14 protein-coding genes and 1 pseudogene are annotated in these 14477 nt (G+C 41.4%); 8 read left to right on the forward strand and 7 right to left on the reverse strand.

What is annotated here, in order from left to right; genetic code table 11:
• A pseudogene (locus PR699_RS17750) lies at positions 1-368 on the reverse strand (signal recognition particle-docking protein FtsY); the annotation flags it as partial.
• A 217-nt stretch (positions 369-585) separates the two neighbouring features.
• Between PR699_RS17750 and rsmD the strand changes: the two are divergent.
• The gene (gene rsmD, locus PR699_RS17755; protein ID WP_169342330.1) at positions 586-1188 is read left to right on the forward strand and encodes a 16S rRNA (guanine(966)-N(2))-methyltransferase; all 603 of its coding nucleotides are present in this window, start codon (positions 586-588) and stop codon (positions 1186-1188) included.
• Positions 1178-1462, forward strand: a complete 285-nt coding sequence (locus tag PR699_RS17760; protein ID WP_004925735.1) for a DUF1145 family protein — start codon at positions 1178-1180, stop codon at positions 1460-1462. Before rsmD ends, PR699_RS17760 begins: the two co-directional genes overlap by 11 nt.
• Positions 1463-1467: 5 nt before the next feature.
• On the opposite strand, the gene PR699_RS17765 is transcribed toward PR699_RS17760, so the two are convergent.
• Positions 1468-1872: a DUF2500 family protein gene (locus PR699_RS17765; protein WP_014657528.1), complete on the reverse strand. Its 405-nt coding sequence runs from the start codon at positions 1870-1872 to the stop codon at positions 1468-1470.
• Between the two features lie 55 nt (positions 1873-1927).
• On the opposite strand from PR699_RS17765, the gene PR699_RS17770 reads away from it, so the two are divergent.
• The 3 genes from PR699_RS17770 to PR699_RS17780 all read left to right on the forward strand — a co-directional run bounded on the left by PR699_RS17770 (position 1928) and on the right by PR699_RS17780 (position 6329).
• The gene (locus PR699_RS17770) at positions 1928-2557 is read left to right on the forward strand and encodes a lysoplasmalogenase (RefSeq protein ID WP_014657527.1); all 630 of its coding nucleotides are present in this window, start codon (positions 1928-1930) and stop codon (positions 2555-2557) included.
• Positions 2558-2699: 142 nt separating this feature from the next.
• The gene (locus tag PR699_RS17775; RefSeq protein WP_014657526.1) at positions 2700-5099 is read left to right on the forward strand and encodes a zinc/cadmium/mercury/lead-transporting ATPase; all 2400 of its coding nucleotides are present in this window, start codon (positions 2700-2702) and stop codon (positions 5097-5099) included.
• Positions 5100-5363: 264 nt separating this feature from the next.
• Positions 5364-6329, forward strand: a complete 966-nt coding sequence (locus tag PR699_RS17780; RefSeq protein ID WP_014657525.1) for an Rpn family recombination-promoting nuclease/putative transposase — start codon at positions 5364-5366, stop codon at positions 6327-6329.
• A gap of 68 nt (positions 6330-6397) precedes the next feature.
• On the opposite strand, the gene tusA is transcribed toward PR699_RS17780, so the two are convergent.
• Positions 6398-6652: a sulfurtransferase TusA gene (gene tusA / locus PR699_RS17785; protein ID WP_004925753.1), complete on the reverse strand. Its 255-nt coding sequence runs from the start codon at positions 6650-6652 to the stop codon at positions 6398-6400.
• Positions 6653-6821: 169 nt separating this feature from the next.
• Between tusA and PR699_RS17790 the strand changes: the two genes are divergently transcribed.
• The 3 genes from PR699_RS17790 (at position 6822) to dhaL (ending at position 9463) form a co-directional block, all read left to right on the forward strand.
• On the forward strand, positions 6822-7490 hold the full coding sequence (locus PR699_RS17790; RefSeq protein ID WP_004925758.1) for a 7-cyano-7-deazaguanine/7-aminomethyl-7-deazaguanine transporter: 669 nt from the start codon (positions 6822-6824) through the stop codon (positions 7488-7490).
• Positions 7491-7708: 218 nt separating this feature from the next.
• Positions 7709-8779 carry a dihydroxyacetone kinase subunit DhaK gene (gene dhaK, locus PR699_RS17795; RefSeq protein WP_014657523.1) on the forward strand — a complete coding sequence of 357 codons (1071 nt, stop codon included), beginning with the start codon at positions 7709-7711 and terminating at the stop codon, positions 8777-8779.
• Positions 8780-8842: 63 nt separating this feature from the next.
• Entirely contained in the window at positions 8843-9463 is a 621-nt protein-coding gene (dhaL, locus tag PR699_RS17800; protein ID WP_272577870.1) for a dihydroxyacetone kinase subunit DhaL, read from the forward strand.
• 45 nt (positions 9464-9508) lie between these two features.
• On the opposite strand, the gene PR699_RS17805 is transcribed toward dhaL, so the two are convergent.
• The 4 genes from PR699_RS17805 to glpA form a co-directional block, all read right to left on the reverse strand.
• A complete protein-coding gene (locus PR699_RS17805) occupies positions 9509-10027 on the reverse strand; it encodes a GNAT family N-acetyltransferase (RefSeq protein WP_014657521.1) in 519 nt (172 codons plus the stop codon).
• Between the two features lie 133 nt (positions 10028-10160).
• A complete protein-coding gene (gene glpC / locus PR699_RS17810; RefSeq protein WP_272577871.1) occupies positions 10161-11354 on the reverse strand; it encodes an anaerobic glycerol-3-phosphate dehydrogenase subunit GlpC in 1194 nt (397 codons plus the stop codon).
• A complete protein-coding gene (glpB, locus tag PR699_RS17815) occupies positions 11351-12646 on the reverse strand; it encodes a glycerol-3-phosphate dehydrogenase subunit GlpB (RefSeq protein WP_014657519.1) in 1296 nt (431 codons plus the stop codon). The genes glpC and glpB overlap by 4 nt, the downstream gene beginning before the upstream one ends.
• Positions 12636-14291: an anaerobic glycerol-3-phosphate dehydrogenase subunit A gene (gene glpA / locus PR699_RS17820; RefSeq protein WP_014657518.1), complete on the reverse strand. Its 1656-nt coding sequence runs from the start codon at positions 14289-14291 to the stop codon at positions 12636-12638. Before glpA ends, glpB begins: the two co-directional genes overlap by 11 nt.
• Between the last annotated feature and the right edge of the window lie 186 nt (positions 14292-14477).

Here is a 14477-nt window from a genome sequence, read left to right on the forward strand (position 1 = left end):
GCCGCCTCTTGGCGTTGGCGTTCTGCTTCTTCTTCCGCCGCTTTGATTGCGGCTAGCTCGGCTTGGCGCTGACGCTCTGCCTCTTCCTCTGCCTTTTTAATAGCAGCTTGGTCTGCTTGATACTGACGCTCTGCGGCTTCTTCAGCCGCTTTAATTGCAGCCTGCTCCTCTGCTTTTTTCTCTTGATACTGACGTTCAGCTTCTTCTTCTGCCATTTTTGCAGCATCAATGTCTTGTTTTTGCAGCTCTATCTCTTTGTCTGCATCTATCTTTTTTTGTTGTTCTGCTTCTTGCTGTTGAGCCTCTTTCTCGTCTTTACGACCAAAACCCAACCATGAGAAAAAGCCTTTTTTCTTGTCTTTAGCCATCAGCCACTACACTCCTCGCGGTAAAAACATGGCGCTTCATAATTAAATCGCAATAAAATTACATGCAGTCTATCATTTCATCGCGCCGCAACACATATCTGAAAGAAAAATCATGACAATTTAATCTGATTTTTTAAGTTAAAACTGTGAAAATGGCGCGTTACAATAAGACAACGCATTTTATAAAGCTCAACAAAACTGAGTAGCAATGGATATTATGGCAAAAAAACCACAAAGCGCCTCTTTAGGTCAGATACGCATTATCGGTGGCAAATGGCGCGGGCGAAAGCTCCCTGTTCGTGATAGTGAGGGCTTACGTCCCACTACAGATAGAATCAAAGAAACTTTATTTAACTGGTTAATGCCTATCATACGTGAAGCTCGTTGCCTTGACTGCTTTGCTGGTAGTGGTTCATTAGGATTTGAAGCACTATCACGCTTTGCCGATAGTGTGACGTTTATTGAATTGGATAAACAAAACGCCCAGTTACTAACAGAAAATAAAGCGCGCCTGCAATCTGATAATGCTAACATTATCAACGGTAACAGCCTTGAAATACTGGGTCAAAATGGTACACCTTTTGATGTTGTATTTATTGATCCTCCTTTTCGTAAAGGACTCTTAAGCGACACTATCCAGTTGTTAGAAAAAAACCAATGGCTGGCAGATGAAAGCTGGATATATGTTGAGTCAGAGGCGGAGTCACCACTTACTGACATCCCCACTAATTGGCAACTGCATCGTGAGAAAATTGCGGGGCAAGTGGCTTATCGTTTATTTATTCGCCATTCAATTGAGGAAAACAGCCATGCTAGTTAATGCAGGTCGAGTGCTAATGATTTGCGTTTGGGGGTTTATGATATTTAATCTAATCCAGCCTTTTCCTAAGCCATTTAAATATTTTATGGATATTGCCATGATATTTATGATTGTTATGCATGCACTGCAAACTGTCCTCCTGAAAGCAACACTCGCTAAAGGAGAAAAATTATCCGGCTGGTTACAGACCCGAATTTTTTTCTTCGGTGTCTTTGAAATGTTAGCAATGCAAAAAAAGCAAAAACAAGCGCTTGAGAATAATAAGAAAGAATAATTAGGTTATTCGTCAGGCTCAAAACTTAAGAACCGGGTTCCTTGCATACGGAGCGTTCCTTGGCGACCCTGTTCAATAGCTTGATATTGAGATTCACTGACGATCACTTTAATCACAGCCGTATTATTTAGTGGTTTAAAATAGACCTCATAACGAAAGGTTTCAGGTGAAACCACATCCCGTTCACGGGAACGCATATTGGGATAAGGGTAATCTTTTTTACTATCAACAACCACCGAATAACTGACTGGCACAGCATTATCATTGCTCTCATTTTGCTTGCGTTGGTCAAAAAAGCGTTTTGTTGCCAAGACAGCAATAATCGCCAATACGATAATAAGTAAGATAGGTTTATTCATAAAGTTAACATTGTGCTTAAAGTGTTCATCAGTATAGTTTATCTTAATCATACAGAAGGAACACCACCCTAGTTGCTTCATTCATTGAATTTATAAGGATGTGTTTATGATTAGTTGGCCATTCCTTGCAGTACTTTTTTCTGGTTGGCTGTATGTTGATGCAGCATATCGTGGCCCTGAGTGGCAACGTTGGTTATTTCGTCCCGTCACACTGATACTGTTATTGCTCTGGGGCTGGAATGCAGATTTTCTCACCACACAAGGATATTTGATCCTTGCTGCATTGGCAGTTTCATTACTCGCCGATATGATGAGAATGTTTTCAAGTGAGCGCTTACTTGCATCTGTAACCTTGCTGTTTGTAAGTTATCTTCTTTATACCATCAGTTTTGGTATGCAGTTAGATTTCAGCCTATATCTCCCTTGGCTCCCAATACCTCTGATTATTGCAGCTATCACTTTAAGTGTAATTTGGACAAAACTCAAAGAGTTACAGGCAATGATCTTTGCATTATTAATCATGAGTATGATTATGGCTTGGGTAGCCGGTGACCAATTCTTTGGCCTAGGTCGCGATTACAACTTCTCAATCATGGTCGGGGCATTTTTGCTGTTTATTTCTAACTGTATTTGGCTAATTGCTCGTTTCCGCTTTCCTTTTAAAGCGTCGAAAGCCATTGTCGCGGCCCTCTATTTCCTCGGACAATTCTTCATTATCCGCGCGGTTTATTTATAACTTTCTTCACTGCCAATTGATAAAATTCTCAAATAGCATTTTTTATCAATTGGCATCCCCTAATCTATTTGACTCTGGAGTAGACTCCAAAGTATAGACTTATCAATATTGATTAAGGTCATTGTTTGATAAGGGGGCGCATATGCACTCACACAACCATAAAGAAGCACATCAACATAATAGCGCTTGCTGTTCGAGCAGCAGCTGCTCTTCAACTGCGGTTCAAAACAGTAAAAATGTAAGTAATGACTCACATACTCACGAACACGATACTGTCGAGAAACATCCTGACGATGATGAGGAGGCTCATCAGCACCAGAGCTGCTGTTCAACCTCTCATCAAGCACATGATCATCAAGAACATGAGCATAGCCATCAGCATACGGCATGTTGTAGTTCTTCAAGTGAGCTGCAAAATGATGTTGCACCTGCACAAGCCGCAGGGCAACGTTTCAATTGGATAATTCGCGGTATGGATTGCCCTAGCTGCGCTCAAAAAATCGAAAATGCGGTAAAACAAATCACTGAGGTAAAACAGGCTAAAGTCCTATTTGCCACAGAAAAACTCGTTGTTGATGCCGATAAAGATATTAGTTCCGCTGTCCGCGCAACCGTAGAAGCGGCTGGCTATGAGCTATTAGATGTTGGTATCAATAGTGCTGCTACTATTACACCTCCGCCTAGCCTATTGAGAGAGTCGAAGCCTGTGATCATCTTAGCCATCTTAATGGCTATTAGCTGGGGGGTGGAGCGCATTAACCCTCAAATTGGTCTCATTGCTTTTACACTAACGACTTTATTTGGCCTTTATCCCATTGCGCGTAAATCATTACGTTTGATCCGTACTGGTACACCTTTTGCGATCGAGACCCTGATGACTGTCGCCGCTATCGGTGCCATCTTTATTCAGGCAACAGAAGAAGCCGCGATGGTTATCTTACTATTTATGTTAGGGGAAATGCTGGAGTCTTACTCTGCTGGTCGAGCACGACGCGGTGTCAGTGCTCTTATGGCACTTGTACCAGAAGAAGCTTTATTAATTAAAAATGGTCAGAAAACCACAGTTCCTGTCTCACAGCTACGCCCAGGTGATATCATTGAAATTGCACCCGGTGGTCGCTTACCAACTGACGCGGAATTGATCTCCGGCTTCGCCAGCTTTGATGAAAGCTCACTCACGGGTGAATCTGTTCCCGTCGAACGTAATGTTGGCGAAAAAGTAGCGGCAGGCTGCTTATCTGTCGATCGCACAGTACAGATGAAAGTGGTTTCAGAGCAAGGGCAAAACGCGATTGACCGTATTTTGCAATTGATTGAGGAAGCTGAAGAACGTCGAGCACCAATTGAACGTTTTATCGACCGCTTTAGTCGTATCTATACTCCACTGATCATGCTATTTTCAGCATTAGTCGTGGTGATCCCTCCCGTATTCTTTGGCGCACCATGGGAAACGTGGATCTACAGAGGCTTAACCTTGCTGCTGATTGGTTGTCCATGTGCTTTAGTGATTTCTACACCTGCGGCAATCACCTCTGCGTTAGCAGCCGCCACACGTCGTGGTGCATTAATTAAAGGCGGTGCAGCGCTCGAACAGTTAGGTTCAGTCACCACTATTGCACTAGATAAAACAGGAACGTTGACGGAAGGTAAACCTCATGTTACTGATTTGGTTCCTGTCGACGGTATAACTGAAAATGAACTAGTACAAATCACTGCATCTGTTGAGGCAGGCTCTCATCATCCTTTAGCAAAAGCCGTTATAAATAAGGCAGAAGCCTTATCAATTAACGTCGTTGAAGCCGAAAATCGTAAGGCTCTCGCAGGGAAAGGGGTTGAAGGTTATCTTAATGGTAAACATGTGTTAGTGAGCGCCCCAAGCCGTTTGGATAGCCCACTTGATGGGATTTGGCAAAATCGAGTTGAATTACTAGAGGCGGAAGGCAAAACAGTCGTTATCACACTGGAAAATAACCGAGTCATCGGCTTAATCGCGCTGCAAGATACATTACGAAGCGATGCGATAGATGCCATGAGTATGTTAAGGGCTTTGAATGTTAATGCGGTGATGCTAACAGGCGACAATCCTCGCGCAGCCGCAGCTATAGCTGGTCAACTAGGTATGGAATACCGTGCAGGTTTACTGCCTGAAGATAAAGTCACTGCTGTGATGGAATTAAACCGTAACCATAGCACTATGATGGTCGGCGATGGTATTAACGATGCCCCAGCCATGAAAGCATCAAGTATTGGTGTAGCAATGGGTAGTGGAACGGATGTTGCTTTGGAAACTGCCGATGCTGCCTTGACTCATAACCGTTTAACTGGATTACCTGAAGTGATTGCTTTATCACAGTCCACTCGTAAGATTATTCGTGAAAATATCACAATAGCCTTAGGGTTAAAGGCAATCTTCCTAGTTACCAGCCTACTGGGAATAACAGGGCTTTGGGTCGCTGTTCTTGCTGACTCAGGAGCAACAGCTTTAGTGACAGCAAATGCGGTACGTTTACTAAAAGTAAAACTACCACAAATTAAAAAATAATATTTATTGTATTATTAAAGAAGCGCCATAACGGCGCTTCTTTGTTATAAATAGAACGTTTAATCATTATTATCTAGTAAACTATCATTTCTTACATTTTAATTTTCATTAAATAGTAATAAAGACTTTAAATACAACAAGTAATGAGATGTCGCTTATAAAAAATAAATTATTTTTTCACGTTAAATTAGGAGTAACTTTTTTCTATTTTATCTCTATATTCGCTAATATCTTCGTAACATAAGGACATTGATGAAGGCGAGTATGATACAAAAAGCCCCTACAACACCACATGATGCCGCTTTTAAAGGTTTTTTAACCCAAATAGATAATGCTCGCGATTTTTTCGACATTCATTTGCCAGAACATATTCGGTCTTTATGTGACTTTAATACATTAGCACTTACTAACTCTTCTTTTATCGATAAAAAACTGCGCTCTCGATTATCTGATGTTCTTTATACTGTACAAACAGAAGTTGGTGATGGCTATCTTTACCTCCTTATTGAACATCAATCAACACCTGATAAATTAATGAGTTGGCGCTTAATGCATTATTCATTTTTGGCAATGAATCAACACCTTCAGCAAGGCCATAAAAGTTTACCACTCGTAGTACCTATTTTATTTTACCATGGAGATAGCTCCCCCTATCCCTATTTGAAAACATGGACTCACTGTTTTTCTTGGCCCGAACTCGCTGATGAACTGTACTTTAATCCATTTCCATTAGTGGATATCACTGTTATTGATGACAATGAGTTAGTTAATCATCGAAAGATTGCAGTAATGGAACTTGCATTGAAGCATAAAAATCTACGTGACGAATATCAGCAAGTGACTAGTCTGCTCGCCCAAGCATTAAATAGGCACTATAATAGTGAGCAAGATACCAGCATTATTATTAATTATCTGCTCACTACGTTAGATTCATCTCAGTATTTTGAACAAATAATTCAACAGTTAATTGAACAAATCGAAAACCATCAAGGTGTTGCTATGAATATCGCTCAACGTTTAAAAGATAAAGCCAAACTAGAAGGTAAGATTGAAGGTAAGATAGAAGGTAAGATAGAAGGCAAGATAGAAGGCATGCAAAAAGCCAGGCATGAAAATGCACTTTCACTCCTAAAAAATGGTGCAAGCTTCGAACTTGTGATGAAGAGCCTAAATTTTAGCTATGAGGAGTTACAACTTATCATTCAAGAGGATAAGGGTACTTACCAGTAATAATGCCATATTCGTGCGATAGCCTTTAAGCTCACCGCACGCAAGCAGCCTATTTAACTAAAAAAGGCTTACAGGCCTTCCGTTTTTTTACGTAACAAATAACGGTATGGGGTTTGTTCCGTTTCAACTGCCAGCAATTCATGCTCCATAAAACGGCAAAAACCGGGGATATCACGTGTAGTTGCAGGATCATCTGCAATGATGAGTAAAGTATCGCCAGCATTCATTCCTCGAACAGTTTTACGAACTAGCATAACTGGCTCAGGGCAACGCAAACCAAGTGTATCAAGAGTTTTAGTGGCATTTAAAAATAAATCAGACATAACTACGCTTCTAAAAAATAAAAGATGCTCTAATTATATAATAAAATTATCCTCTCTGACGTAACAGTTTTGCTTTTGTTGCGCAACAAGCGTATTATGCGCACTTCCCAATGTCGGGAAAGTTTTTTTATGGGTTCCCTCACCCCATTGCTACTTAAAAAGGTACAATATGTTTTCATTCACAGCACAGCAAAAAGCCAGTGCATTAATTTGGCTGTCTTTATTTCATATTTTAATTATTACCTCTAGTAACTACCTTGTACAGTTGCCGATTAATATTTTCGGTTTTCACACCACATGGGGAGCGTTTACCTTTCCATTTATTTTCTTAGCAACTGATCTTACTGTACGTATTTATGGTGCACCACTTGCACGTCGGATCATCACTGCGGTCATGTTGCCTGCTCTACTCATTTCCTATGTTATATCAGCTCTATTTTTTCAAGGTGAATGGCAAGGAGTAGCAGCATTAAATACATTTAACTTATTTGTGGCTCGAATTGCCGCTGCTAGCTTTATGGCTTATGTTCTTGGGCAAATAATGGACGTCAGTGTGTTCAACCGATTACGTCAAAATAAACGTTGGTACGTTGCCCCCGCCTGCGCCATGTTCTTCGGTAATTTAATTGATACCATTGCCTTTTTCTTTATTGCATTTTATCAAAGCAGTGATCCTTTTATGGCTGCGAATTGGGTAGAGATTGCCTTAGTTGACTATACCTTTAAGCTATTTATTTGTATGCTATTTTTCTTACCTGCTTATGGTGTTTTACTCAATTTTATTTTGAAGACATTTTTTGCCAAAACTGCCGAGCAAAAACTCGCCAATCAACATTAGTGCAACTGCGAAGGGGAAATAGTACTCCCTTTCGCTCACCTCTGAAAAATTACCGATCTAACTCTCATTTTATTGGTTTTATTCATCAATAATCTCACAGCCGTGATAGTCTGGTTGCACAATCGAAACGAACCGCGCCAATTCCGTTTTAATTCAACCAAAAAAGAACACAAACGAACAGAAATAACCATCACTCTCTATCTTTTGGAGTTTATAAGATGAAAAAACTGATTAACCGTGTTGAAGATATTATAAGTGAAGTCAATCAAGGGCTTATTGCTGCTCATCCTGAATTACGTTTGAATGTTGACCCAACCTACCTCGTTCATAGTAATACACCTATCAAAGACAAAGTTGGACTACTTTCCGGTGGGGGTAGCGGTCATGAGCCGATGCATAGCGGATATATTGGTCAAGGAATGTTAGATGGGGCATGCCCAGGAGAGATGTTTACATCCCCGACACCAGACCAAATGATGGAATGTGCAATGGCCATCGATAGCGGCGAAGGTGTATTAATGATCATAAAAAACTACACTGGTGACGTCCTAAATTTTGAAACGGCCGCTGAACTCTTACACGATGCAGGGATCAAAATCTCTACCGTATTAGTTGATGATGATGTCGCAGTAAAAGATAGTTTATACACAGCAGGACGCCGAGGTGTCGCTAATACCGTTTTGATGGAAAAAATACTCGGCGCGGCAGCGACCAAAGGATATTCTCTTGAGCAATTAGTGGAACTAGGCCACAAGATCAATAATCATGGTTATAGTTTAGGTGTTGCCTTACAAGCCTGTACCGTACCCGCGGCAGGAAAACGCTCATTTGAACTTCCGGATAACGAAATGGAATTTGGCGTGGGGATCCACGGAGAGCCCGGCATTGAACGGCGCAAATTTACTAATTTAGACGATACTGTCGATCAAATGTTTGAAACTTTGCTCGAAAACGGTCACTACGAACGCATAATCCGCCAATGGGATCGTGAAAATGGCTGCTGGCAAGAGCATAAACACACTAAACACCCTCTGAAAAAAGGCGATCGCGTAATTGCATTAGTTAATAACCTTGGCGCCACACCATTATCTGAGTTGTACGCTGTGTACCACCGACTACAAACTTGTTGTCACGATTTTGGTTTGACTATTGAACGTAGCCTTGTCGGCTCCTATTGCACCGCACTTGATATGCAAGGCATCTCAATTACGCTACTAAAAGTGGATGATGAAGACTTAATGTTATGGGATGAACCAGTCAATACCCCGGCTTTACGTTGGAAGTGTTGATAACACAAAACTTCTACTCCCCATAACCAATAAATTAAGCAGTAAAAATGGAGCCAAAACATCATGAACTTAACACAACAGCAAATTTATCATTGGTTGATACAGTGTTCACAAACTTTTGCTGATGAACAAGATCGGCTTACCGAGCTAGACACCGCTATTGGTGATGGCGACCATGGACTCAACATGCATCGTGGTTTTCAGAAAGTAGCCGAAAAATTACCTTCTGTTGAAGACAAAGATATTGCTACCTTACTGAAAACCACCGGAATGACACTCTTATCTAGTGTCGGTGGCGCAAGTGGTCCACTCTTCGGCACATTTTTTATTAAAGCTTCGCAAAGTGCTGCGGGTAAAGAAAATTTAAGCATTGCTGATTTAGCTGAGCTGTTCAAAGCAGGAACGGAAGGTGTTGTATCACGAAGCAAAGCCGAACCTAATGATAAAACCATGTGCGATGTTTGGTGGCCTGTTTGTGAATCACTTGAAAAAGCGACTTCACAAACCTTAAATGAAGCAATAAGTGCGGCTGTAGAAGCAGCAAAACAAGGTGTGGCATCAACAATCCCTATGCAAGCACGAAAAGGCCGAGCCAGTTATTTAGGTGAACGCAGTATAGGCCATGCAGATCCTGGTGGAACATCAGTGTTGCTACTGCTGGAAACTTTACAGAAATCACTTTAACTCTCCATCACGCTGGTATAGTTTACTCACCACCAGCGTGATGTTTTATCGATTTAATTCATAACAAATATCATCATACACAAAACCATTAATCTCATAGTTTGCAGTAATCACTTTTTGTTTAGAAAATCCGTTTTTAACCAACACTTTTTCAGAAGCAATATTACCTTCGGTCACTACTGCTATAAATGTGCGAATTTGTGCATAATCAGGGGATGATAACAGCATTTTCAGAGCCGACGTCGCAATGCCCTTACCTGAAAAAGTAGGGTCAATCAAATAACCAATTTCACCAACTCGCTGTTGATTTACTAATGATAAACAAAAGCCAATCAATCCCATAGGCCGGTGAGTTTCAATATCTTCAATCACTAAACATAGCCAATGTTCAGAATGTAAATTCCATTCGATTAATCGACTTTCAAACGCGGCAAGAATTTCTTTTTCTGTTTTTGGGTTAGAAATAAAACGTAAAACATCGAGGTTCGTATACAGTTGAAAAAAGAAGTCCTTATCTTCTCGCGTCAATTTTCTAAGTCTAAAGGAGGGATCCGTGTCTAACATGTCAAACCTATCATTATACATTGAATCATAAGGTTACTACGACATGATAGAATATGGCAGTACTATTACAAAAAAGGGAGAAAGGTGGGCTCCTTTCTCCCTAACGGGTTAACTAAACAGCTCATTATTTTTATTATAATGCTTTGGCTAACAGGCTTATCGGGTGTTCACATTTTTTACTGGTCGACATCTCTATCTGCCATTTACAGGTTTCGCAATCTGTAATCACCATATCAACCCCACTGTCTTCAATTTGGCGAAATAACCCTGCGCCAATCCCTTGAGAAAATTCATAGTTTTCTTTTTTAAAGCCGTATGTTCCTGCAATACCACAACATTGAGAATCGAGTACGATCAATTCAACGCCAGGTACACGCTTAATCAACTCCAATGTGTATGATGTCCAACCCATTTTTTCCATATGACAAGGCGTATGATAAGCCACTTTCAGAGGTGTATGCTTGAGTTTAAGCTCTCTGCCTTGCTCTAATAAGCGATAGATATAACGTGTTGCTAATTCAATGTTATCGCGCATTTGTGAGGTATCGACATCTAAAACATGTGTATACTCATCACGGAGTGTAAAAGTACACGTCGATGACGTTGCAACAACCGGAATATGTTTCTCAAGGATGGTTTCTTGTAGCGATTCTAAATTAACATTTGCTTGCCGCTTAGCTTGTTTCATAAAGCCATTCGCAATTAACGCCACACCACAACATTTTTCGCGTTTTAATAGTTGAACGCCAATTCCCATTCCATTAAACACTTTAATTAAGTCTTTACCGAGCTGTGGATGGTTATAATTGACATAGCAACCATGGAAAAAGGCAACTTGCTCTGCAAATTTTTGTTGTTCCGCCGCTTGTTTTGCATACCAACGTCTAAATGTTCCAAAGGAATATTTAGGCAACTCCCGACGATGGTCAATTTTTAAAGCTTTATCGAGAATTTGACGAACTGGTTTTAGCCCCGTGATGGTATTTACCACTGGAGCAAAAGGTGTCGATAGTGATCCCATTAAATCGGTATGACTGAGTATTGCATCACGTAATTTCGGCTTTTGTTGGCTGTATGTATTACGAGCACGAGCAATAATATCGCCTATTTTAACATCCGATGGGCATGCAACTTCACAACGTTTACAGTTAGTGCAATATTTCAATGCCTCATCATATAACATTGGGTCTTTTAAACGTAAACGCTCACCATCAGGACCCGCTTGTTTTGGCCCAGGATATAACGGATTAACTTTCGCTACAGGGCAATAGGTCGTACAAACAGTACATTTAATACAACTTTCAAAGCTTGCATCCTGAATACTCATTGCGCCACCTCCGCCTGCATGGCTCTTTGTCGTTCAAAATAGCCCACAATTTCATTTGCTGCATGTAAGCCACTTATCAATGAAACTCCCGCACCACAACCTTCAGTTAAAGGGTCAAAACCGCCTAAAACCGCGCCTGCCACATAGAGATTTTCGAAAGTTTGCCCCTCTTTTTGTGCCCGTAGATGCTCATCTGTTTGAACACCAAACGTCATATATGGCTGTGAAGCAAAAAATGCTTTATTGGTCCACTGTGCACGCTGAGGAATATGGCATAAATCAAGGTTCATTAATGGCTCATAAATACGATCGAACTCAGCAACAAGCCCATTATTAAAAAAACTGCCGGTGGCTAAGACAAACTGAGAAGCCTTGAGTGAAATATCACCATGATTACGTGTATTCACTGATTCTATGCGTGACCCAATACAATTCACTGAAGTCACCTTATCACCCGGCATGATGATCCCACCTTGACGGCGAAATTGACGTAACAGCATCTCATGCAATCGGATCCCCAGTAATGAAGGGGGTAATGTAGGCAACAAGTAGATGGGTTTACCAAGCTGCTTTTGTAGCTCAAGCAAAGGCTCTTCACTATCTAATCCGATACACGCTGGCATAAAAATAGTATCAGAATCAACGACTAGTGGTGCTATTTCAGCCACTATTTGCGCCATGTTTTCAGGCCTATCTAACCAACGTGCCACATTGATAGCTCTAAATTCGCTGGGGTTTTCTCTAAGTCTATCAAGGAGCGGCAAATGAACATAATAAGCACTCGCACTGACTCCCTCTCTTTGCAACTCATCAGACACCATTTGCGGCTGAAAATCTAAAAAACCTTCAATACCAACAACCGCTATTTTTCCCATATCCATTTTTTTATGGAGGTTAACTGTAGGCACAAACTCAGGACTCAACCATGTTAGGCGCTTATGACCCAATGGCGTTATGCGATAATGATTTTCATCGCTAGAACCTTTAAGTTTCACACCACTTTGCTGTAATAGTGTCTCTGCAAGATGAGTGAGTTTAATCACCGAAAGTTTACCAAGCCGGCTATACGGGTGTTCTGGCGCCTGCTCACTCAGTTTATCTAGGGCATCTAATGGTTTTTCTACGCTTTGGCCATCGGGTAAATGCGTTAATAAATCCAAAGAGCCAGATGAAAAGTGCAACGCATTTTGCCCTGCGCTCACAATAGCACAAGATAAACCTGATTGAGTTAAGCGAATACCACAGATAAGCCCAGCGAGCCCCCCGCCCATCACGACTGCATCATATTTCATGGTCAGCCTCCTCGTTAGAAACCTTATCTAAGGTACTTTCATTCATGCCACATAAGCCATGGTAAACCCAACTAGTAAATTCACTTTCTCGCAATGCATCCCCCCAAGCGATAGGTCTTACGCCTTTCCAACGCTCATTCAAAAAATGTCCTAGCTGCTGTTCGGTTTCATGTGGTGTTGTCACATTAAAACAGTTTAATAACCCAGCGGCTCGGCAAGCACATAACTCACCTTGGCATGTTCCCATGCCAACGCGAGTCCGACGCCGTAAATCAAGTAAGTTATTAACTGTTAATGAGTTAACAGCATAACGTACTTCACCTGCGGTAACCGCTTCACATTCACAAACAAGGCTCTTATCTAGTCTATCGGTAGTTAATATCGCGGTAGCACGGTCACCATGACGATAGACTGCAGAACCACGAATGGGGGCAGGAATTGAAATAACGTTACGCAGTGCCTCTTCAGCACTATGTTGCGACCCTGGTAAAGGGGCATCTGCTGTAGTGCATTTGGCGGTATGCCCTAATTTTTCACACACTTTATCTGTTGCCCATTCTGCCATGAGGCGATAAGTCATTAATTTACCACCAGTAATTGTGATAAAGTTTTCAAGGCCATCGCGTTTCGCATGGTCCAACAACACAATACCGCGACTCACATTACGTCCAGAAGGATCATCATCGCTGGCAACTAGTGGCCTAACCCCCGCATAAGCGCGCAATATGCGTGTTTTCGCTAATGCGGGTGAGAGCATTGAACCTTCGCGGATCAAAATATCGACCTCTTCCGGTGTCACATACATATTATCAATTTGATCATATTCGATGTGTGTCGATGTTGTGCCGATCAGTGAAATCGTATCTCCAGGTACCAAAATATCCGCATCAGCAGGCTTGCGGCAGCGGTTAATAACCATGTTATTTAATCGGTGGCCTAAGATCAGAAGCGCACCTTTTGCAGGGAACATTTTGATTTTCAGATCTGCGTATTCCGCAATTTTTTGTCCCCAAATCCCCCCAGCATTAACCACAATTTCAGCATAAATATCATATTGTTGTTTAGCTTGATGATCGTAAACTGTTACACCGCGTACTTTATCACCTTCTCGAATTAGTCCGATGACTTCATGATAAGTGAGCACTTTCGCACCATGTTCGCGAGCATCCAGCATATTAGCTGCGGTTAAACGAAAAGGATCAACAGTACCATCAGGCACTCTCACAGCACCGATCAATTGGGGATTGACTGACGGCTCAAGGCGGATCGCTTCTGCGGGGTCGAGAGCATGAGCATCAATACCTACCGCTTGGCAAGCTTGAATAAATTGCTGTTGGTATTCGAGAGAATCTTCAGGCAACGTAATAAATAAACCGTCAGTTTTCTCAATACAATGATGTGCAATACGTTTTAGTATCTTGTTTTCTTCAATACACTCTCTTGCTGATTCCCCGTCCGTGACAGCATAGCGAGCACCACTATGTAGCAAGCCGTGGTTGCGTCCTGTTGCGCCTGTTGCAATATCATGCCTTTCGAGTAAAACTGCTTTCAATCCTCGGCGGGCGCAATCACGAGCAACACCTGCACCTGTTGCGCCACCACCGATAATGATGACATCCGTTTCAGTCACAGATGAGCCATTCATGTCGCATTCCTCACATTAATCAACATTACTTTTAGTATGGTCTATTTTTATAATCTATAACTAAATATAGACAAGAAACGTGCTTGATGTTTGATAAGGAACAAAAACGAAAGCAATCAAACCAAAATTAGCGATAAAAAGACAAAATTCGTGATGTTAATCACAATAATTTCATCTGTTATGGTT

It is taken from the genome of Providencia sp. PROV268, from assembly GCF_028477805.1.
Classification (GTDB): Bacteria; Pseudomonadota; Gammaproteobacteria; order Enterobacterales; family Enterobacteriaceae; genus Providencia; species Providencia stuartii.